The sequence below is a fragment of the Paenibacillus segetis genome (assembly GCF_014639155.1).
Classification (GTDB): Bacteria; Bacillota; Bacilli; order Paenibacillales; family Paenibacillaceae; genus Fontibacillus; species Fontibacillus segetis.
On the sequence record NZ_BMFT01000001.1, the window covers coordinates 1,501,989 to 1,523,452 of the forward strand.

Genomic DNA, 21,464 nt, shown 5'->3' on the forward strand with positions numbered 1-21,464 from the left:
GTACGTAAGGCACCAGAAGTGCACGGCTTATGAGGAGGGAATTAACATTAAAGTATTATTTATTGGAGATATTGTTGGCAACACAGGACGCAAGGCATTGAAAGAGAGTCTTCCCCATTTAAAATCAAAATACAATCCGCATATCATTATTGCAAACGGCGAAAATGCTGCGGGAGGAAGAGGCATTACCGGAGCTATAGCTAGGGAATTTTTTGATTGGGGTATACATGGTTTAACGATGGGGAATCATACGTGGGATAATAAGGAAATATTTGATTTCATAGATGACGAGCCGCGGATGGTTCGTCCTGCTAATTTTCCACCTGGAACACCAGGGTTGGGCCATACTGTTATTAAAGCCAATGGAAAAGAGCTCGCGGTTGTCAATCTGATGGGACGCACATTTCTACCCGCAATTGATGATCCTTTCCGGGTAGCAGACGAGATTCTCGAAGATATATCCAAGAAACATAAACATATCTTAGTAGATTTTCATGCAGAAGCAACTTCCGAGAAGATTGCTATGGGTTGGTATCTTGACGGCCTTGTTTCGTTGGTGGTTGGTACGCATACGCATGTACAGAGCAACGATGACACTATCCTACCTCAGGGGACCGCTTATTTGACTGATGCGGGTATGGTTGGCTCACGTGAAGGTGTGCTCGGTATGCAGCGGGATGCCGTTCTACGCAAGTTTACAACCCAATTACCGGTACGTTTTCAAGTATGCGAAGGTAAGTGGCAGTTCCATGCTGTATTCGTTGAGTTGGATGATGCTACAGGGCGTGCGAAGAAGATTCAAAAGATTCGTCTATTGGAAGATGAGTGGATAATGGATTAGTTAAAAAGTCCGCTGAAGTACCTCTCCTGAAAAATAAGGAATGTATCTGCTACTTCCGAATATCATTGAAGTAGTGGAATTAAACCATTATTCCCAGGGAGGTACTTACCATGGATGTATTAAAAGTTTCAGCAAAATCCAATCCCAACTCCGTTGCGGGTGCGTTAGCTGGGGTGTTAAGAGAACGTGGCAATGCTGAACTTCAAGCTATCGGGGCGGGGGCACTTAACCAAGCCATCAAAGCAGTAGCGATAGCTCGGGGATTTGTGGCGCCAAGTGGAGTCGATTTGATTTGCATTCCGGCATTTACAGATATTGTGATTGATGGTGAAGATCGTACGGCAATCAAATTAATCGTCGAACCCAGATAAACAGATTCAAGAGTACACCGATGCCTGTTTACGAGTGTAGACAGGTTTTTTTGTGTCCATTGTTGCAATAATCCTGTAATAGAGGTTGTTTAAAAAGTCATCTTTTGATCACGAAGTAGAACAAGAGTATATTCGACATCGAATCTTGGATTCAGCCGGGACTTCCGGTGCTCACGTAGGTTTTGCCTACGCTCCGCTCCTCAGCCCCTAGCTTTATCCAACCTTCTGAAGCGTTTTGAATAAAACGCAGCATCGTAAGCATAGGGTCTGGTGCTGAAAATCTGACTTTTTGAACGCGCACTTAAAGCTTGGAGGGATGGTCATGGGGTATAAAGTTGTAGATTTTCACTGTGATGCTCTTAGTAAGATGCAACTTGATCCAAAGCTGGATTTTAGTAGTGATCGGAAATTGGATGTAACATTGACGAAGATGACTCAAGGTGGAGTCGCATTACAGTGCTTTGCTATTTTTGTGTCTCAGACGCTAGGCACACCGAAAATCGGTCATATTTTGGAGCAGATTGATATTTTCCATAATAAAATTGTGACCACAGGAATAACGCCGATTCGTTCAGTTGAAGATTTATTAGTGCAAGAACAAACAGGGCGCATTGGCGGGCTTTTGTCTATTGAAGGGGCGGATGGCCTAGAGGGAAATCTATATTATTTGAAACTATGCTATGATCGAGGCGTGCGTTTTCTAGGCTTAACGTGGAATTTTGCTAATTGGGCAGCGGATGGTATCATGGAAAAGAGGAATGGTGGATTCACCGCGCAAGGGGTGGAACTGGTTCGAACATGCTATGAACTTGGGATGATCTTGGATGTTTCTCATTTATCGCAAAAAGGATTCTGTGAACTGGTCGATCTGGCTAAGTTGTCTGGTCGTCCTTTTATTGCTTCGCATTCTAATGCCTATCAGATTTGCCCTCATGTTCGAAATTTACGAGATGAACAGATTAAAGCAATTATAGAACTCGATGGGCGAATAGGTTTGACGTTTGTGCCATGGTTCGTTAAAGAGGGGCAGGGTTCCTCTAGCAAAGACTTATTGTTGCATATTGACCATATATGTTCACTTCACGGTCAGCACACGTTGATGTTCGGCTCTGATTTTGATGGCATTGAAAGTTATTTGAGCGATTTAAAGCATGCTGGGCATTACTCAGGGTGGGTAGAAACATTGCTGAAGTATTATCCAGAAGAGCTCGTACGTCAATGGTTGTACGGGAATGCACTCTCTTTTTTGCAAAAGTGGCTACCAAAGCAAAAGAAAGCGCTTTAATCAATGTCATTACGAGAACGATATGATCGAAAACTACTATATGAAAAGGGGCTAGAAAACGCTTGCTTTTTATTGTTTTCCGACATAAAATTGACATGACTCAGAAACAAAATGTTCACAATTAAAGGCAGACAGATTGAGTTATTTATGAATCATCATTCTAGTTGCACTATATTTCTATTATTATTGTTAGCTCGATGCGAGTAAAGGAGTGGGCGATCTTGATTAGTCAATTGTCTTGGAAGATCGGTGGTCAGCAAGGGGAAGGCGTTGAAAGTACAGACCGAATTTTTTCGACGGCTTTGAACAGACTGGGTTATTATTTGTACGGGTATCGGCACTTTTCTTCCCGTATTAAAGGCGGTCACACAAACAACAAAATTCGGATTAGTACCAAGCCGATTCGTGCAATTTCCGACGACTTGGACATTCTAGTCGCTTTTGACCAAGAAAGTATCGATTTAAATGCACATGAACTTCGTCGTGGTGGAGTTATTGTGGCCGATGCCAAATTTAACCCTACCGTACCTGAAGATGTGAATGCAACGCTCTTCTCAGTACCAATTACTAGCATTGCAGAAGATCTGGGTACTTCATTGATGAAGAACATGGTTGCATCTGGTGCTTCCTGGGCGCTTCTCGGTCTACCGCTTGAAGTATTCAATAAAGCAGTGGAAGAAGAATTTGGACGTAAAGGACCTGCAATCGTAGAGAAGAACATTGAAGCGGTTAAACGCGGAGCAGAATTTGTGCTTGAGCTAGCCGGGGGACCTATCGATGCCTTCAAATTAGAACCAGCAGATGGTGTGCAAAAGTTATTCATGATCGGTAATGATGCCATTGGACTAGGTGCCGTAGCGGCGGGATGCCGAATTATGAGTGCTTACCCGATTACACCAGCTTCTGAAATAATGGAATATTTAATCAAAAAACTACCGAAATTCGGTGGCACTGTGGTTCAGACGGAAGATGAAATTGCCGCTGTAACAATGGCTATTGGATCGAGCTACGCAGGTGTTCGGACAATGACTGCATCAGCAGGACCGGGATTGTCACTGATGATGGAAGCGATAGGGCTAGCTGGTATGATCGAAACGCCAGTTGTCATCGTCGATACACAGCGCGGTGGACCTAGTACAGGACTTCCAACGAAGCAAGAGCAAAGCGATATCAATGCTTTGATCTACGGTACGCATGGTGAAATACCAAAGATTGTACTCGCTCCAAGTTCCATTGAGGAGTGCTTCTACGATACAGTTCAGGCGTTTAATCTTGCTGAGAAATATCAGGTGCCTGTCATTTTGGCTACCGACCTTCAACTATCATTGGGGAAACAGTCCTGCGCTATGCTGGATTATAATAAAATTACCATCGATCGTGGGTATATCGTCAAAGATATTCCTGAACGTGAAGACAAGAGTATGTTCAATCGTTACGCAGTTACGGAGAATGGCATTTCGCCACGGGTTCTTCCAGGTGAGAAGAATGGTATTCACCATGTAACGGGTGTTGAACATGATGAATCAGGTCGTCCTTCAGAGAGTCCGATTAATCGTAAAAGAATGATGGATAAGCGCCTTCGCAAAATAAGTAAGCTGGAAGTTGAGAATCCAATTCATTTGCAAGCACCTCATCTTGATCCTGAAATTCTCATCATCGGTATGGGATCAACAGGTGGTACGATTGATCAGGCACGTCGTCTTCTAGAAGAAGAAGGAATTGATACTAATCATATGACGGTACGTCTGTTGCATCCATTTCCAATTCAGGAAGTGCTACCACAAATTGAAAAGGCTAAAAAGGTACTTGTATTAGAAAACAATGCAACGGGCCAATTAGCGAATCTGATTAAAACGAATATCGGATCTCATGATAAGATCGTGAATGTACTTAAATATGATGGGAATCCGTTCCTTCCTTCGGAGATTTATAGCGAATGCATGAAGGTAGCTAAATCACAGGAGGGACTGGTGAAACATGGCAACATTTAAAGAGTTTCGTAACAATGTCAAACCGAACTGGTGTCCTGGATGCGGAGACTTCTCCATCCAAGCTGCAATTCAACGGGCAGCTGCTAACGTTGGTTTAGAGCCTGATGGACTTGCAGTTATTTCAGGGATCGGCTGTTCTGGTCGGATCTCAGGTTATATCAATGCCTATGGTCTTCATGGGATTCATGGTAGAGCATTGCCGATCGCACAGGGAGTTAAACTTGCTAACCGCGATCTGACAGTTATCGCTTCTGGTGGCGACGGGGATGGATTCGCGATCGGGATGGGCCATACGGTTCACGCGATTCGCCGTAATGTCAATATAACCTATATTGTTATGGATAATCAGATCTATGGATTAACCAAGGGTCAAACTTCACCACGTAGTGGCGAAGGATTCAAGACTAAGAGCACACCAGAGGGATCAATAGAATCAACATTGGCTCCCCTAGAAATTGCTCTTTCAGCTGGCGCAACCTTTGTAGCTCAATCATTCTCTAGCGATATTAAGCAATTAACCTCGCTTATTGAGCAAGGCATCCAGCATGAAGGATTCTCGTTGATCAACGTGTTCAGCCCATGCGTCACCTTCAACAAGGTCAACACGTATGACTGGTTCAAGGACAATATCATCAATCTGGATACGATTCCAGACTATGATCCATCGAACCGCTTAGCGGCGATGACCAAGCTGATGGAGACAGGCAGTATGATCACGGGACTCATTTATCAGAATAAAGAGCGTAAGAGTTATGAGAATCTCATCCATGGTTTCCGTCAGGAGCCACTAAGTGCTCAGCAGCTTGCTCTTACGGAGCATGAATTTGATAATCTAGTTGCTGAATTTAGATAAGGGAATTGTACAATAGGGTAATAACTTCATAGCCTAAAAAGCAGGTGTATACAACAGAACATGTTGTATACACCTTTTTATTTTTAAGACTAAGCTATAGCTTATTTAATAGGCATTTAGAAATATATTCCTAAACAGGAGGTTTGCACCTATAATTGATATTGTGGAGTGATTATCATTATTTTCAGAGTGGAATGGGGAAGATCAAAATGAAAAAGATGTTATTTATGTTCATCATGCTGACCGCATTCATAATACCAAGTACGGCATTTGCTGCAGATCAGGGTATTTCAGTCTATGTAGATGGGACTAAGCTACAGTTTACTTCCAAACCAATTCAAGAGAACGGGACTACATTAGTTCCCCTAAGAACCATTTTCGAGGTTTTGGGGGCAAATGTTAAATGGGATGCCAAGACCCAAACAGTTAGTGCCTCTAAGGAAGGGGTAAATATTCAAATCGTATTAGGGAAAAAATTTGCATCTCGAAATGGTCAGGTTATTCCATTAACAACAAAGCCAAGATCAATTTCGGGGGTAACTTATGTACCGCTCCGATTTATTGGTGAGTCGTTTGGTAATACCATTGAAGTTAAAGGAAAGCAGATATATATTCAATCACCACAAATTCCTTCGTTTGAATATATCGCGAATCCGCCCACGACAGCTAGTACGCCAAATTCAACGAGTACAAGTTCAAATCTGTCGATCCAAGAAGTTGGAAGACTTTCAAATCGGGTAGTATATATCGAAGTGTACAATGCATCAAACAAGGTAATATCAAGTGGTAGTGGTGTTGTTATAAGCGCTGATGGTGAAATTCTAACCAATTTCCATGTCATCGATGGGGCTTCAACGATCAGTGTTGAATTTAATGATCAACGAGCTTTTAAAACTTCAACACTGCTATTAAAAGATGAAACAAGAGATCTAGCGTTGATAAAAATTGATGCAAAATCTCTACCATATGTTAACATTGGAGATTCTACTAAACTAGAGTTAGGAGAAGAAGTAGTTGCGATCGGTTCTCCTCTTGGGTACAAAAATTCATTAACTAGTGGTGTTGTAAGTCAAACACTTAGAACCGTTGAGGGTCAAAACTATATTCAAATCTCTGCACCCATTGATCATGGAAGTAGTGGTGGAGCACTGTTTAACATGAGAGGGGAATTAGTTGGGGTTACATCAGCATTTATTCAAAGTTCAGCGGATATCAATCTCGCTATTCCTTCAAGTGATGTTACAACATTCCTAACAAAGTCCAAAGTAGCCCAATCTTTAACGACTGTTTTACAGCAAAAACCTAACAAAAATACTAGTTCAAATAAGATCACCGCTACTAGTCTTACTGATTATATGAATGAAAATTACGGTGTAATTACATATAAAGACTTGAATCTAGATTTTGAATGGGTAGTAATTCCTTCGAAAAATGGAGAAGGTTTTATACTCGGAGGAACTATGTACGATGGAACACAATGGGCTGATTGGATGGATTACCAGGTAAATGGAAATAACTCGGTGCCCGTTGCAGCAAGTGTAATTTTATATCTCTCTGATGAATTGCACGATGAACTAGGTTTATCGGATACATTTTTTACACTATATTTAAATGTTTATTTGAGTAGTTACCCATCAAGTTTCCCATATTCTGCAATCACGTCAGAGGGAAGAGGGTATCGTCTGGATTATAATTTTGCGTATGGCAAGTTGGATTACTCGACCGGATATTATGGATATACGGCAGATCCTGAAGACGAAGATGCATTTGTATACTTTAAATTAAGGTAGACGAAACCGGACTGTGCTGAGTTATCGCAGTTTCTCTTTAAGGTCAAAGCTCATGCAGGGCTTGCCTGAAGAAGAGAGGACAGCGGCACTTGGCATCGTCTTTGATTTGAACCCGAAAGCTTTACATCCTTTAGGTAGCTGTGGATCCCATGTAACATAAAAAAAGGAACATTTCATACAATCAATACGTTGTGATTCAGACATTTGAACCCCTCAATCCTATAAGTTATGTTCATTATACTGATGATCACAAACAAAATGTAGTTCAAAAATATTTCATATATATGACAAAAGGTATCCATTTAAAAATGAATGCCTTTTTCATTTCAACTTGTTAGGTGTATAATATTATATGATGTGAATCGTCATCGACATAGAGAATATACGAGGAGTGTTTTTAAAAATGAGTAAAACAGTACCAGTCGGCGTTTCTGCACGTCATATCCACTTGACTCAGGAACATATTGAAGCTTTGTTTGGACAAGGATACCAATTAACCGAATTTAAACCGTTATCCCAACCAGGACAATTTGCGGCTAATGAAACAGTTGCCGTTATTGGACCAAAAGGTCAGTTTGACAAGGTTCGTATTTTAGGCCCAGCTCGTCCTGCTTCACAGCTTGAGATTTCCCGTACGGATTCTTTTGCAATTGGTGTGAAAGCCCCAGTTCGTGAATCTGGTAATATCGATGGAACTCCAGGTGTATTGGTGAAAGGGCCAGCAGGAGAAGTGCAATTGGAGCAAGGTGTAATCGTTGCCGCACGTCATATTCACTTCCATACTTCCGATGCAGCGAAATGGGATATTCAAGATAAACAAATGCTGAAAGTTCGTCTTGGTGGTGAACGCGGTCTGGTGTTAGAGAACGTCGTTGCTCGTGTTTCCGATTCTTTCGCTTTGGACATGCATATTGATACGGATGAAGCTAACGCAGCCGGTGCTAATAATGGCGACACAGCTGAGATCATCGAATAATAAAGGACTCAACTATATTCATTTTTGTGAAACAGTGGGATGACCGCTACGAAGACGGATTATTCTTCCGATCGCTGTTGTCCTCAGATTTCCTGATTATAGACCGCGTTAGCGGTAGAAATCCGAGGACAAAGGCGAACTTAGCTTATGCTTCCGAGGCAGCTTTCCGAAGGAAAGCTTTTAGCTTCTTCAGAACAATTCCGTTCTCTCCGCTACGCTCAGAATAATCCATTGTTTTCAGCTAGGACTGATTATAGTTAAAGTAAAAAAGAAAAAGAGACGGGGATTCTTCCCTGTCTCTTTTTCTTTGTACTCGGTTTATCGTATACATTTACATCAACTACCGGCCTTGCCGCACGATGTATTCGGTTTTTCGTATACATTAGCCTCAGCAACCGTCTCAGCCGCACGATGTATTCGGTTTTTCGTATACATTAGCCTCAGCAACCGTCTCAACCGCACAATGTATTCGGTTTTTCACATACATTTGTCTCAGTAACCGTCTCAGCCGCACGATGTATTCGGTTTTTCGCATACAATTGCCTCAGCAACCGCCTCAGCCGCATGATGTATTCGGTTTTTAGTATACAAATGCCTCATTAACCACCTCTGCTGCACGATGTATTCGGTTTTTCGCATACATTTGTCTCAGCAACCGTCTCAGCCGCACATTGTATTCGGTTTTTCGCATACAATTGCCTCAGCAACTGCCTCGGCCGCACGATGTACTCGGTTTTTCGCATACAATTGCCTCAGCAACCGCCTCAGCCGCATGATGTATTCGGTTTTTCGCATACAATTGCCTCAGCAACCGCCTCAGCCGCATGATGTATTCGGTTTTTCACTTACATATGCCTCAGCAACTGTCTCAGCCGCACGATGTATTCGTTTTTTCGCATACATTTTCCCCAGGCAACCACCCAGCTTCAGCGAGTATTTGGTTTTTCGTACACATTCGCAATAGTGCATCTCCTTTGTCGGACCATATCTGCACTTTGGAGCGCTCCTATATACTCATAGTAAATGATCCACTGAGTTTTGTTAATGTACTCCGCCCTCAATTGAAACAGCGTGGGCGATGCAGGGAATGCTCTCGCCTTGTTGGAATGAGAGTGGAGAGAGCAGGGCGCCGGTTGCAACGACTAAGATACGTTTTAGTTCACCACTACGGATTTGTTTGATTAGGTGTCCGTATGTGACGACTGCGGAACAACCACATCCACTGGCACCAGCTTGCACTTTTTGTTTGTTGTAATTGTAGATCATCATGCCGCAGTCTTTGTAGGTGGTTCCTTCCATCGGGATGTTGTGCCTCTTGAGCAGATCGCCAGCGATTTCGTATCCAACTTTGGATAAGTCGCCGGTCACAATTAAATCGTAGTAGGAAGGTTCGATTTGCAGATCTCGAAAATGAGCTTCGATAGTATCTACCGCTGCAGGAGCCATAGCTGCACCCATATTAAATGGGTCTGTAATCCCCATATCGATGACCCTACCAATGGTAGCCGAGGTTACGGCAGGTCCCTTCCCCTCAAGTGAGACAACAGCAGATCCAGAACCGGTTACCGTATATTGAGCGGTTGGAGGTTTTTGCGAACCATATTCAGTAGGATAACGGAACTGTTTCTCCACGCTTGCATTATGACTACCAGTTCCTGCTAAGGCGTACTTAGCTCCTCCATAGTTGACGATGAAGGCCGCGAGTGCCAAGCTCTCCATTGATGTGGAACAAGCACCAAACATACCGATATACGGAATGGTCAGCGTACGAGCAGCAAAGCTGCTGCTGATGATTTGATTCATCAGATCTCCCCCAAAGTAAAACTGCACTTGCTCTTTGGTAAGCCCCGCATTTTCAATCGCTAGCTTGGTGGATTCTTCGAGTAATGTTCGCTCCGCTTTTTCCCAACTATCTTGTCCTAAAGATAAGTCCCCATGGATGATATCAAAATCATTGGCCAGAGGGCCTTGTCCTTCAAATGGACCTACTACAGTTGCTGTACTAACAATTTTTGGTCTGTTCTCGAATACCCAGCTTTGATGACCTTTGAGCATATTAGTGACCTCCTCCGGAGAAACCGGGAACGAATATGGCATAGATCAGGCCGATAATAAAAGCTGCAACCGTTCCAAAGACGATGACGGATCCAGCTAATTGGAACATACCAGCACCAACACCAAGGACTAATCCTTCACTACGGTGTTCGATTGCAGATGATGCCATAGAGTTGGCAAAACCAGTCACAGGTACGGCGGTTCCCGCTCCTGCCCACTGTGCGATCTTATCGTAAACGCCGAGACTAGTCAGAATGACTGACAAGATGATTAGGACAGCGACCGTGGGGTTAGATGCTGTCTTCTCCTCAAATCCTCCATACTTCATGAAAGCCTGACGAATACATTCTCCAATCAGACAGATAAACCCTCCGGATACAAAAGCTCGAAGACAATTGCCACCTACTGGCCGCTTCGGCTCACGTGAGCTAGCAAGCCGTTGATATTGCTGCTGTGTAGGAGTCAATTTCTTATTCTTTTTGTTGGCCATGACTCATACCTCCTATTGTGACAATATAGGCTTCACTTGGTTGATGATTTGTATCATTTGTGTAGAACAATCGCCATACATTTTTTTGCCGATAGGATCTTTTATGGAGAGGGCGAACATTTCAAGGTCGGCCTCACATTTTTTGAGCTGCGCAAGTAAGTAAGGTTTCTCTTGGGGTTCAGGGACCTGAAGAAGATCATCATATAAATCGACATAGAACTGACCGTAGCCATCAACCTGACCAAGATACACATTATCCAATGTGACACCTAATTTTTGTAATTCCGTATTCAACCACTGGCGGTTGAACCCTAAAGTTGCAAGCGGTTCATCCATAATTTCTCCATCAAGAATGACGGCTTGAGGTTCTGGTTCAGGCGCTACTTTAATACCTAGATGTGAAGGGGTAATGGGCTGATATTCTTTTTTCAGCAATACGTTAATTTCTCCATCGGGTTCGATGAGTGCAAATTCGACCTCCGCGGCTTTGAAAACATTCTTCTTCCGAAGCTGCTCCAGTAATTCTTCATTCGTCAGTTTTTCTTTCTTGAGATTATCCTCAAGGATTTTACCATTTTGGATCAACACGGTACTACTGCCGTCGATGAAGTTTCTTCCCTTTTTGCTCTTTATCTGTATAAACTCGATACCAAGCGAAATGGAAGCCCATACGGCCATGGCAATCATACCCAGGTACCAATCTGAATTAACATCAATGGAGACGGTCGCCGCTAAATCTCCGATAGTAATTCCCGTAATATATTCGAAGAGCGATAACTGAGAAATCTGCCGTTTACCTAGCAATTTGGTAAGGCCAAACAATACAACAACTGCGACAAGTGTTCGCACTATAATTTCTAGCCATACTGCCATGCTTGTGCTCCTTTCGATTAGAACTTGATACAATTCGATTATGCAAATTATGACCATAGCGCATGTATTTTACTAATTCAAAATATGGAAGAGGTTTTGTCGTATGTTTTGCGGCGGGTCGGGTCAAATTAAATCTCGCATGAGGAAATCATAGCTGAAGGTGGTGATATCATGACTGTAGCAAATCAAGTGAAAACAACGTTAGCGTCCCTAAAAAGTGCCCAAGCGAGTCTAGAAACTTTTGCACTTAGTACACAAAATCAAGAGGCGAAAACTTTGTTTACTAATGCTGCTGAGCAAACACAGCAAATCGTAACGCAGGTAGAAAGCCGGGTACAACAATTGGAAAATGAGGAGCCTCAATATAAAGGCTTCTAATTTCTAAAGATAGTATCTCGCACTTTGTCACAATATGCTTACTTACAAAGACGTTGGAGCTGTTCTAGAAGTAGATTATTCTACGGAAGGGACAGCTCTTTTCGTGTGCGCTGGTCTAGATATCACATGTGAATAATGTTATAATTTGATGTAATGCATTTTTAATGAATCATCAACCCGGGTAGGGGAAAACGATAGATTATTAAAAGGAGTGAGCCTGCATCATGGCTAAGGAGACAAAGGATTACTCCAAGTATTTTGACTTCTCAGATGCTAAAGTAATTTCGGAAGATGAGCAGGGGAAGAAGATCAGAATCCGCGGAAGGGACATCCAGATCCTATCAGAACCGGATCATCGTAGAGAGAAGCAGCGTGGGAAGGAAGATATTCAAGTATTGTATGATACCGCTGTACCTGAAGAGCTACAAGGTATCGGTATAGGCAAGCATTATATTGTGTATACATTTGGCTGCCAAATGAATGAGCACGATACAGAGACAATTAAAGGCCTATTGGAGCAAATGGGCTACCGGCCAACGGAAGATCGTAAAGAAGCGGATATTATCCTGCTCAACACTTGTGCGATTCGGGAGAATGCTGAAGATAAGGTGTTTGGTGAACTGGGACATCTTAAAGGATTGAAGACGGAGAAACCAGGGCTATTACTTGGTGTATGTGGTTGTATGTCACAGGAAGAAAGTGTAGTCAACCGAATCTTACAGAAGCATTCCTTTGTCGACATGATCTTCGGGACACATAATTTGCATCGTTTGCCTCAGCTTATTCAAGAAGCCTTATTCAGTAAGGAACTGGTTGTTGAGGTGTGGTCCAAAGAAGGCGACATTATTGAGAATCTGCCGAAGAAACGTGAAGGCATGCGCGCATGGGTTAATATTATGTACGGATGCGATAAGTTCTGTACCTACTGTATCGTACCGTTTACTCGTGGTAAGGAACGTAGCCGTCGTCCAGAAGATGTGATCGCCGAGGTAAGGGAACTGGCGCGTCAAGGCTTCAAGGAGATAACTTTACTTGGTCAGAATGTCAATGCGTATGGTAAGGATTTTACCGACATCAAGTATCTGTTCGCCGACTTAATGGACGATATGCGCAAAATCGATATTCCGCGCGTTCGTTTTATGACTTCACATCCGCGTGATTTTGATGATGATTTGATTAAGGTGTTAGCCAAAGGTGGCAACCTTGTTGAACATATTCATTTACCGGTACAGTCCGGTAGTAGTGCGGTTCTGAAGCGCATGAGCCGTAAATATTCACGGGAGCATTACCTAGATCTAGTTGCGAGAATTAAGGCGGCTATTCCGAATGTAGTGTTGACTACAGATATTATTGTGGGCTTCCCTGGCGAGACCGATGAGCAGTTTGAGGATACGATATCATTGGTACGAGAAGTCGGTTTTGATTTCTCCTATTCCTATATCTACTCTCCACGTGAAGGTACTCCGGCTGCAGTAATGGAAGATAATGTGCCGATGGAAGTGAAGAAGGAACGTCTTCAGCGTTTGAATGAGGCAATTAATGAGTATTGTCGTAAGAGTAATGACGCCGTGCAAGGCCAAATAGTCGAAGTGTTGGTTGAAGGCGAAAGTAAGAATAATTCGAATGTACTCGCGGGTCGTACACGCAGTAACAAGCTTGTACATTTTGAAGGCAGCGCTGATCTGATTGGTACCTTCGTCAAGGTTGAGATCACAGATCCAATGACATGGTATATCAGAGGGAACATTGTACCGGAAACGGTGGTCAATCAGGCTTAAAGACAGTACTTAACAAAGCCTGTTAACCGATTAATTAATAAAGGGGAGAATACCTTGGAACAACATAATAATCAAACGGATTGCGGCATTCCAAAATTCGATTCCCGTGATTTAGTCATTCGCGGAGATATCATGTCCAAAGCTAAGGAGCTCGCCGAATTAATCGGGACGAGTGAAGAAGTTCAGCATTTTCAAAAAGCGGAGAAATTAATTCAGCAGCACGAACGAGTGCAAGACTTGATTAGCAAGATTAAGAAAAAACAAAAAGAGATTGTAGCCTTTGAGAGCTTTCAGAATAAAACAATGGTGGATAAGATTGAAGGCGAAATGAGAGAGCTTCAGGATGAACTCGATAGCATTCCTGTTGTTACCGAATTTCAGCAAAGTCAGAGTGATATCAACTATTTACTTCAACTAGTGATTTCGGTGATTCGGGATACCGTTTCTGATAAAGTAAATGTGGAAACGGCGAGTACACAGGAACCTACTTCAGGGTATGGAGAATAATTAAGTAGTGCGGGGATATCTTGCTCCGCACTTTTTGATCATTAACACCATGAATTAATGGACCGATGTCTATCAACAACAGTGGGGGAACCGATATGGATATAGATTGGACAGAAATTACATCCCGGAATGAGAAAACATTTTGGGGACTACTGGGACTACGAATGTTATCTGTAGATAGCAGCCACGTGAAGCTCGCGCTAACGGTAAATGAATCGCATTTGAATTCGATGGGAATCGTACACGGAGGTGTACTGTCGTCCATGATGGATCAAGCGATGGGTACATTAGTGACTGCAAACAAAAATGGTCAACAAGCGGTAACAACAAATTTGAATGTTACTTTTTTAAATGCGATGCGCAGTGGGGACTTAGTAGTGTCTGCTTATCCAATGCATGAGAGTCAACGAAGTATGACTCTTCGCGCTGAAGTTCATGGGGAAGATGGTACCTTAGCTTGCATAGCAACAGCTACTTTTCTCGTCCCTCGAGATTCAAAATCGTAATTCGTGTGGATAGTTACACATATGGATTACAGTATTTCAAGTAATACCAGGGAATGCTTAGCGCGTAAGTGCGCGGGTGTTATCAAATGATTGATGTGGTGATTGCTGATGAACAAAGAACAAGAGCAAGGCAAACAAAATTACGACGCTAAAAAATACCGTACACCAGACGGTATTCCAGCCGATATTGTTATGTTCACATTAACGAGACTGGAGCGGAAGGCGTCAACGAAGTCTCTTCCTCGGTTCGATCTAAAGGTGATGCTGATCCGTCGAAGAAGCTGGCCTTTTGCTGGAGCATGGGCACTTCCGGGGGGATTTTCTCAAGAAGATGAATCATTGTTTGAGACGGCGAGAAGAGAATTGAAAGAAGAAACAGGCGTTGATGGTCACCATCTGGAGTATCTTGGTGTTTATAGTAAACCGGGGCGCGATCCAAGAGGATGGATTATTTCTCATGCCTTCTTTGCCCTTGTAGAAGAATGGGTGCTGGAGAAACGTCAGTTTGCAGACGATGCTCAAGAGGTTGGATTGTTTACGGTAAATGAGGCACTGGAGGATTTAGACCTGGCATTTGATCATCGTGAAATATTGCAGGATGCTTACAAAAGAATTCAACAGCAAATGCTACACACGACCATTGCCAAACAGTTTCTACCGCCACATTTTACACTTGGTGAACTATATCAGGTTATTCAGACGGTTGTTCCAGATTTCGCTGAATTGAATTTTATTCGTAAAATCACTTCGACGCGTAGCCGTCAAGGGATACTAGAAGAGGTTCGTGATGAGAACGGTAAGGCTATGTTGTCTAATCAATATTCTCAACGACCGGCTCAGTTATATCGATTCACGGACTTTACACCGCAATTATCGATTTATACGTAGGCAGTGTATGTCATTCCATTCTATATTTGCTTCACGATTGATTTAAATAAATTAATGGGGTGAAGTTTATGAAGGCACTTATCGTGATCGATTTCACGAATGATTTTGTTGATGGTAATCTCCCTGTGGGAGAACCTGCTGTTCTCATCGCAGAGAATATTTGCAGATTGACTGAGTTGTATGCTGAGCGGGGCGATTTTGTCGTTATGGCAGTAGATCTGCATGAACGTGAAGATACGTGGCATCCTGAGAGTAAGCTGTTTCCACCTCATAATTTACGGGAGACGGAAGGCCGTGCTCTATATGGTGACCTTGCTAAAGTATATAATCGACATGTGGGCAAGATACATTGGATGGATAAGACTAGATACAGTGCTTTTTGCGGGACTGATTTGGAACTGAAGTTACGTGAGCGTGGAATAACAGAAGTACACTTGATCGGGGTATGTACCGATATTTGTGTTCTGCATACTGCAGTGGATGCTTACAATAAGGGATTCTCCATTACGGTGTTTAATGATGCCGTAGCTAGTTTTAATCCGGAAGGACATGTCTGGGCACTAGAGCATTTCAAGGGAAGTTTGGGTGCCAATGTGACGGATAGCCGTGATTGTGACTGATCGTATAGATAACAGATAATACCTTGCAGCCAGAGAGGATGAGAGAGAATGCAAAGTGAAAGCTTGGCGCTACATACTGATAAATATCAAATTAATATGATTTATGCCCATTGGATTAATGGCACTCATCAGCGAAAAGCAGTGTTTGAAGCTTATTTTCGTAAGCTACCTTTTGGTAATGGGTATGCTGTGTTTGCGGGATTGGAACGGATTATAAATTATATCTCCAATTTACACTTCACTGAAGATAATCTGTCTTATTTGGCTAAGCAGGAGGAGAATTATCATCCGGATTTTTTGGAGCTGTTGCGAAATTTCCGGTTTAAAGGAACCATTCACTCTATGGCTGAAGGGGCAATCGTATTTCCCAATGAGCCCTTATTACGAGTTGAAGGTAGTATTTTGGAGACACAGTTAGTAGAGACAGCTTTACTGAACTTTATGAATTTTCAGACACTGATTGCAACCAAAGCTTCAAGGGTCAAACGTGTAGCAGATAATGATATTCTACTCGAATTTGGTACACGCCGGGCACAGGAGGCGGATGCAGCGGTTTGGGGAGCGCGAGCAGCGTATATTTCGGGCTTTGACGCAACTTCCAATATGCTAGCAGGTGAGTTGTTCGACATTCCAACCAAAGGGACACATGCTCATTCCTGGGTACAAATTTTTGACACAGAGCTTGAAGCATTTGAAGTTTATGCGAAGGCGATGCCTGATCAAGTATCGTTGCTCGTGGATACATTCGATACGCTTCAGAGTGGAGTGCCGCATGCGATTAAGACAGCTAAGATGCTTGAATCGATGGGCAAGCGGTTAAGTAGTATCCGTTTGGATAGTGGTGACCTTGCTTATCTTTCGATTAAAGCCCGCAAAATGCTGGATGAAGCTGGTCTCCCTTATGTGAAGATTGTTGCTTCCAACGATCTTGATGAGAACACGATTTTCAACCTCAAATCACAGGGTGCCAAAATCGATATTTGGGGTGTGGGGACACAACTCATCACAGCCGCTGATCAACCGGCACTTGGCGGCGTTTATAAGCTAGTTGAACGTGAGAAGGATGGAAAGATGGAGCCGACGATCAAGATCTCCGGTAACCCTGAGAAAGTGACCTCGCCGGGTAAAAAAGATGTGCTGCGTCTCATTAGCGGTGAAGATGGTAAGGCCATTGCCGACTACATTTGCTTCACGCATGAAGAACATGCCCGTAGTGGCGGAAAACTAAGATTATTTGATCCGGTTCATCCGTACATTAAGAAGACAGTAAAAGACTATAAGACCGTTTCTATGCTTAAGCTCATTTTTGAAGAAGGTAAGCTGGTGTATGAGCTTCCGAATCTGGAGGATGTGCGGAAATATCACCAAGAGCAGCTAGATTTATTCTGGCCTGAATATTTACGTAAGCTGAATCCCGAGAAGTATCGCGTCAATTTGAGCCAAGAAGCTTGGGAATTGAAGCAAAAGATGATCGAAGATTATATGAACTTGCAAGAAGATTAGTGTGGAAGCTTCTATATATAATATCGAGGAGGGTGCCCCATTACGGAATGGGCATCCTCTTTTTTTCGTATGAAAAAATTATTTCTCGGGAAAGCGCAGGAAGCGATATTTTCTAGCAATTTTGTTGCGTTAATTCGACAAGGTGTGTATTTGATGACAATCAGAATGAAAATGTCCAAATGAGATTATTCTTGTGACAAATGTCACATCGAACCCAGGGGACCTATGATAAATTGAAAAATTAATCGGGGATTATTTGACTGTGACATTTAATTCACGTCATGAAGTACGGAATACTATTTTTTATAAACAAATTTGTTCGGTTTATGATTGTTTTTGATGATTTTGAATTCGGATTAGTTAAGAAAGGGGCCTATGGCGTGGTACAACTACCTAAGTTAAATAAGCTTGGTTTTTTTGAAATTCGCTTGGAGTCAATCGGGGGATTAGGTGCCAATTTGGCGGGAAAAATGCTCGCTGAAGCTGGAGTAGAGGGAGCTGGCTTGAACGGTGTGAGTTTCTCCTCTTATGGTTCGGAAAAGAAAGGATCTCCAGTAAAAGCACATATTCGTTTCTGTGATTTGAATACGCCTATTCGTGATACGTCACCGGTTGAACGACCGCACGTAGTCGCTATTTTTCAAGAAGCACTTGCAAAAACGATGAACGTGATTAGTGGCATTTATGAGGATAGTACGGTCTTAGTCAACTCTCGTAAATCTCCTGAAGAACTGAAAGACAGAATGAAGCTCAAAGGCGGAACGATCGCCGTTATTGACGCTACGGGTATTGCACTTGAACATAAGAACCGTGTAAATATGGCGATGTTAGGGGCCATGTTCCGGTTATGTCCTTTCCTAGATCCAGAAACAATGAAAGATGTCATTACTAAATCATTAGAGAAGAAATACCCTCAGACTGTGGCACCCGCATTAGCTACGTTTGAACGGGGATATCAGGAAGTTGTTTTTCAAACCTTTACTTTGCCTGAGGGTGAAAGTATGCCGGAATTTGTTCGTACGGATACCCCTGTGCTTGGTTACGAGACGCAACCAATGGGTGGAATTGTCTCGAATCCGGGTAACAGCATTCTGAAAGACCTAAGCATCTCTCGTTCAGGATTGATGCCTCATTATAAAGAAGAGACGTGTATCCACTGTGCGCAGTGTGATAGCGTATGTCCAGATAATTGCTTTGTATGGGAAGAGCGGCCTGACAAGAAAGGACGGCCACAAATGTTCCTAAATGGTATCGACTATCAATATTGTAAGGGCTGTTTGAAATGTATCCACGCATGTCCGACGGATGCTTTGTCCGGCGAACTCGAGGAAGACGGCTATGCGGATGAACATCGTGTTCCGCATCTTTTCGATTTGGCTGTTCATTAATATAGAGAGGTGGGAACCGATATGGCAATTAACATGGAAAAAGAACGGGGCGTAGCTAAGGTAGAGCAACGTGTCGTGTATGAGTCTGGTAATGAAATGGCGGCGTATGCGGCTCATCAAATTAACTATCATATTATGGGGTATTTTCCAATCTCCCCTTCGACGGAAGTAGCTCAATTTCTAGATTTGATGAAGGCAGATGGACAACATGATATTAAGCTGATCCCATCTGATGGAGAACATAGTTCCGCTGGTATTTGTTTTGGTGCTTCTACAGGCGGCGGACGGGTATTTAACGCAACGAGTGCCAATGGGTATATGTATATGCTAGAACAAATGCCAGTACAGTCAGGAACGCGTTTCCCGATGGTTATGAACTTGGTATGCCGTTCGGTATCTGGACCACTTAACATTCACGGTGATCACTCCGACCTTTACTATGCACTCAATACAGGCTGGCCGATCTTGATGTGTCGTGATCCGCAAGCTGTATATGATATGAACATTATGGCGATCAAATTAGCCGAAGATCCGGAAGTACGTCTCCCGGTACTGGTAGCGTCAGATGGTTATTTCACATCCCATCAGAAGCGTCGGGTTCATACTTTTGCTAATCGTGAAGATGTACAGAAGTTTGTAGGAGAACAACCACCGGCTGGATTCGCTCACACGCTGGACCGTAATAATCCGATTACAGTTGGACCTTATATGAACGAGCCGGATTATATCAATAACTGCTACCAACAATCCCAAGCGATGTATAATGCTGAGGCCGTATTCGAACGGATCGCTGGTGAATATGCTGTATTAACCGGACGGGAATACAAAATGCTAGATATGTATCGTATGGAGGATGCAGAGGTTGCCGTATTCTTGATGAACTCTGCTTCGGAGATTATTAAAGATGTTGTTGATGAACTACGTAGCCAAGGTATCAAGGCAGGTTCTATCGCCCCTAATATGATTCGTCCGTTCCCGCAACGTCAAATTGCTGAAGCACTGAAAAATGTGAAAGCAATAACTGTAGGTGACCGGGCTGATTCTTATGGTGCTCATGGTGGTAACATGGTGAATGAGATCAAAGCAGCCTTGTTTACTCATGGCAATACTACGACAAAAGTTGTTAGCCGTATTTATGGTCTTGGAGGTAAGGAGTTCTACGCCGAGGATGGTCATCATCTGTTCTCACTTGCGATTGAAGCGGCAGAACAGAATCAGGTTACTGTTCCGTTCGATTATTACGGCCATACACCTGGTGACAAAGAAAAGGCACCAAAACGCGTGCTTAACCCGCTTAAATTTGAGGACCTAAAAACCGGACTCATCACAGTGACTCGCAATGAGGAAACAGGGAAACTAGGAGTTCGCATTCCACCACTTCGTGCTTTAACGAAAAAACCAAAACGGATTGCACCAGGTCATGGCGCTTGTCCGGGTTGTGGTATTTTCTCAGGCTTAGAATTGTTCTTCAAAGGTATTGAGGGTGACATTGTCGCATTGTTCCATACAGGTTGTGCGATGGTTGTTACGACGGGTTACCCGTACTCATCTCATAAAGCAACTTATATTCATAACTTGTTCCAAAACGGAGCCGCGACGCTATCCGGTGTTGTAGAGATGTTCTGGGAGCGCAAACGTAGAGGCGAACTCGATGACTTAGGTCTACAAGACGACTTCACATTCGTTATGGTTACTGGTGATGGCGGGATGGACATCGGTATGGGGCCTGCCATTGGTGCGGCGCTTCGTAACCATCGTATGATCATTGTGGAGTACGATAACGAAGGGTATATGAATACAGGGGCGCAAATGTCTTATTCAACGCCGCTTGGTCACCGTACATCGACTTCGAATCTTGGTTCAGTTCAGCACGGTAAAGTGTTCCATCATAAGGATACGGCACAAATTATGGCTGCGACTAATATTCCTTACGTATTTACAGGTAGTGAGGCATATCCACAAGATTTGGTGAAGAAAGCGGCTAAGGCTCAGTGGTATGCTCAGAATGAAGGGCTCGTATATGGTAAAATATTAATAGCTTGCCCGCTCAACTGGATTAGCCCTGATGATGCAGGCACAGACATTGTCGATGCGGCGGTTAATTCTTGCTTCTTCCCACTGTATGAAGTGGAGCACGGCCAAACAACAATTACTTATAATCCGGAAGATAAGGACAAACGGATTCCATTAGTTGATTGGTTGAAGACGATGGGTAAAACTCGTCATTTAACGAAGCCAGAGAACGCGGAAGCGCTAGAGTCGTTCCAACGTGAAGTAGAACGTCGTTGGCAAGTGTTGCTCGCCAAGAACGAAAATCCTTATTTGTAATTCCATTTGAACATGGACGATTAGAGAGCAGTGCGCGTCAGAA

Annotated in this window: 19 protein-coding genes; 16 read left to right on the plus strand and 3 right to left on the minus strand. The window is 43.1% G+C overall.

Annotation, left to right across the window (positions count from 1 at the left end; all coding sequences use genetic code 11):
• Positions 1 to 46: 46 nt before the first annotated feature.
• The 7 genes from IEW05_RS06905 (at position 47) to pduL (ending at position 8,107) form a co-directional block, all read left to right on the plus strand.
• Positions 47 to 841, plus strand: coding sequence for a TIGR00282 family metallophosphoesterase (locus tag IEW05_RS06905; RefSeq protein WP_188540760.1), 795 nt, complete (start codon positions 47 to 49; stop codon positions 839 to 841).
• Between the two features lie 110 nt (positions 842 to 951).
• The gene (locus IEW05_RS06910) at positions 952 to 1,212 is read left to right on the plus strand and encodes a stage V sporulation protein S (protein WP_007430104.1); all 261 of its coding nucleotides are present in this window, start codon (positions 952 to 954) and stop codon (positions 1,210 to 1,212) included.
• 322 nt (positions 1,213 to 1,534) lie between these two features.
• Entirely contained in the window at positions 1,535 to 2,497 is a 963-nt protein-coding gene (locus IEW05_RS06915; RefSeq protein ID WP_188537083.1) for a dipeptidase, read from the plus strand.
• A gap of 221 nt (positions 2,498 to 2,718) precedes the next feature.
• Complete coding sequence (locus IEW05_RS06920; RefSeq protein ID WP_188537085.1) at positions 2,719 to 4,488, plus strand: 2-oxoacid:acceptor oxidoreductase subunit alpha; 1,770 nt, start codon at positions 2,719 to 2,721, stop codon at positions 4,486 to 4,488.
• Positions 4,475 to 5,341: a 2-oxoacid:ferredoxin oxidoreductase subunit beta gene (locus IEW05_RS06925; RefSeq protein ID WP_188537087.1), complete on the plus strand. Its 867-nt coding sequence runs from the start codon at positions 4,475 to 4,477 to the stop codon at positions 5,339 to 5,341. The genes IEW05_RS06920 and IEW05_RS06925 overlap by 14 nt, the downstream gene beginning before the upstream one ends.
• Before the next feature lie 209 nt (positions 5,342 to 5,550).
• Positions 5,551 to 7,131, plus strand: coding sequence for a trypsin-like peptidase domain-containing protein (locus tag IEW05_RS06930; protein WP_188537089.1), 1,581 nt, complete (start codon positions 5,551 to 5,553; stop codon positions 7,129 to 7,131).
• 403 nt (positions 7,132 to 7,534) lie between these two features.
• On the plus strand, positions 7,535 to 8,107 hold the full coding sequence (pduL, locus tag IEW05_RS06935) for a phosphate propanoyltransferase (RefSeq protein ID WP_188537097.1): 573 nt from the start codon (positions 7,535 to 7,537) through the stop codon (positions 8,105 to 8,107).
• Positions 8,108 to 9,148: 1,041 nt separating this feature from the next.
• Here the strand turns inward: pduL and spoVAD are convergent.
• Genes spoVAD through IEW05_RS06950 form a run of 3 tightly spaced genes read right to left on the minus strand, consistent with a single transcriptional unit; the run spans position 9,149 to position 11,525 of the window.
• Positions 9,149 to 10,162 (minus strand): stage V sporulation protein AD, encoded by a 1,014-nt coding sequence (gene spoVAD / locus IEW05_RS06940; RefSeq protein ID WP_188537099.1) that lies wholly within the window; start codon positions 10,160 to 10,162, stop codon positions 9,149 to 9,151.
• A gap of 1 nt (position 10,163) precedes the next feature.
• Positions 10,164 to 10,652 carry a stage V sporulation protein AC gene (gene spoVAC, locus IEW05_RS06945; protein ID WP_188537101.1) on the minus strand — a complete coding sequence of 163 codons (489 nt, stop codon included), beginning with the start codon at positions 10,650 to 10,652 and terminating at the stop codon, positions 10,164 to 10,166.
• A 12-nt stretch (positions 10,653 to 10,664) separates the two neighbouring features.
• Entirely contained in the window at positions 10,665 to 11,525 is an 861-nt protein-coding gene (locus tag IEW05_RS06950; RefSeq protein WP_188537103.1) for a DUF421 domain-containing protein, read from the minus strand.
• 171 nt (positions 11,526 to 11,696) lie between these two features.
• Here IEW05_RS06950 and IEW05_RS06955 point away from each other — a divergent pair, with 171 nt between their 5' ends.
• From IEW05_RS06955 to IEW05_RS06995, 9 genes are all read left to right on the plus strand, one after another.
• Complete coding sequence (locus tag IEW05_RS06955) at positions 11,697 to 11,903, plus strand: DUF1657 domain-containing protein (protein WP_188537105.1); 207 nt, start codon at positions 11,697 to 11,699, stop codon at positions 11,901 to 11,903.
• 224 nt (positions 11,904 to 12,127) lie between these two features.
• Entirely contained in the window at positions 12,128 to 13,681 is a 1,554-nt protein-coding gene (gene miaB, locus IEW05_RS06960; RefSeq protein ID WP_188537108.1) for a tRNA (N6-isopentenyl adenosine(37)-C2)-methylthiotransferase MiaB, read from the plus strand.
• Positions 13,682 to 13,735: 54 nt separating this feature from the next.
• Positions 13,736 to 14,188 carry a YlbF/YmcA family competence regulator gene (locus tag IEW05_RS06965; RefSeq protein ID WP_188537110.1) on the plus strand — a complete coding sequence of 151 codons (453 nt, stop codon included), beginning with the start codon at positions 13,736 to 13,738 and terminating at the stop codon, positions 14,186 to 14,188.
• 95 nt (positions 14,189 to 14,283) lie between these two features.
• Entirely contained in the window at positions 14,284 to 14,694 is a 411-nt protein-coding gene (locus tag IEW05_RS06970; RefSeq protein WP_188537112.1) for a PaaI family thioesterase, read from the plus strand.
• 108 nt (positions 14,695 to 14,802) lie between these two features.
• Positions 14,803 to 15,582, plus strand: a complete 780-nt coding sequence (locus IEW05_RS06975; protein WP_188537114.1) for an NUDIX domain-containing protein — start codon at positions 14,803 to 14,805, stop codon at positions 15,580 to 15,582.
• Positions 15,583 to 15,650: 68 nt separating this feature from the next.
• Positions 15,651 to 16,202, plus strand: a complete 552-nt coding sequence (locus IEW05_RS06980; protein WP_188537116.1) for a cysteine hydrolase family protein — start codon at positions 15,651 to 15,653, stop codon at positions 16,200 to 16,202.
• A gap of 48 nt (positions 16,203 to 16,250) precedes the next feature.
• Positions 16,251 to 17,705, plus strand: a complete 1,455-nt coding sequence (locus IEW05_RS06985; RefSeq protein ID WP_188537118.1) for a nicotinate phosphoribosyltransferase — start codon at positions 16,251 to 16,253, stop codon at positions 17,703 to 17,705.
• Positions 17,706 to 18,085: 380 nt separating this feature from the next.
• Positions 18,086 to 19,093 carry a 2-oxoacid:acceptor oxidoreductase family protein gene (locus tag IEW05_RS06990; RefSeq protein ID WP_188537120.1) on the plus strand — a complete coding sequence of 336 codons (1,008 nt, stop codon included), beginning with the start codon at positions 18,086 to 18,088 and terminating at the stop codon, positions 19,091 to 19,093.
• A gap of 21 nt (positions 19,094 to 19,114) precedes the next feature.
• Positions 19,115 to 21,421 (plus strand): thiamine pyrophosphate-dependent enzyme, encoded by a 2,307-nt coding sequence (locus tag IEW05_RS06995; protein WP_188537122.1) that lies wholly within the window; start codon positions 19,115 to 19,117, stop codon positions 21,419 to 21,421.
• Positions 21,422 to 21,464: the final 43 nt, after the last annotated feature.

Bases quoted from the DNA above. Each gene is read 5' to 3' on its own strand.
- IEW05_RS06910 (WP_007430104.1), top strand. From the start codon at position 952: ATGGATGTATTAAAAGTTTCAGCAAAATCCAATCCCAACTCCGTTGCG.
- IEW05_RS06915 (WP_188537083.1), top strand. From the start codon at position 1,535: ATGGGGTATAAAGTTGTAGATTTTCACTGTGATGCTCTTAGTAAGATG.
- IEW05_RS06925 (WP_188537087.1), top strand. From the start codon at position 4,475: ATGGCAACATTTAAAGAGTTTCGTAACAATGTCAAACCGAACTGGTGT.
- IEW05_RS06930 (WP_188537089.1), top strand. From the start codon at position 5,551: ATGAAAAAGATGTTATTTATGTTCATCATGCTGACCGCATTCATAATA.
- pduL (WP_188537097.1), top strand. From the start codon at position 7,535: ATGAGTAAAACAGTACCAGTCGGCGTTTCTGCACGTCATATCCACTTG.
- spoVAD (WP_188537099.1), bottom strand. From the start codon at position 10,162: ATGCTCAAAGGTCATCAAAGCTGGGTATTCGAGAACAGACCAAAAATT.
- spoVAC (WP_188537101.1), bottom strand. From the start codon at position 10,652: ATGGCCAACAAAAAGAATAAGAAATTGACTCCTACACAGCAGCAATAT.
- IEW05_RS06950 (WP_188537103.1), bottom strand. From the start codon at position 11,525: ATGGCAGTATGGCTAGAAATTATAGTGCGAACACTTGTCGCAGTTGTT.
- IEW05_RS06955 (WP_188537105.1), top strand. From the start codon at position 11,697: ATGACTGTAGCAAATCAAGTGAAAACAACGTTAGCGTCCCTAAAAAGT.
- miaB (WP_188537108.1), top strand. From the start codon at position 12,128: ATGGCTAAGGAGACAAAGGATTACTCCAAGTATTTTGACTTCTCAGAT.
- IEW05_RS06970 (WP_188537112.1), top strand. From the start codon at position 14,284: ATGGATATAGATTGGACAGAAATTACATCCCGGAATGAGAAAACATTT.
- IEW05_RS06975 (WP_188537114.1), top strand. From the start codon at position 14,803: ATGAACAAAGAACAAGAGCAAGGCAAACAAAATTACGACGCTAAAAAA.
- IEW05_RS06980 (WP_188537116.1), top strand. From the start codon at position 15,651: ATGAAGGCACTTATCGTGATCGATTTCACGAATGATTTTGTTGATGGT.
- IEW05_RS06985 (WP_188537118.1), top strand. From the start codon at position 16,251: ATGCAAAGTGAAAGCTTGGCGCTACATACTGATAAATATCAAATTAAT.
- IEW05_RS06995 (WP_188537122.1), top strand. From the start codon at position 19,115: ATGGCAATTAACATGGAAAAAGAACGGGGCGTAGCTAAGGTAGAGCAA.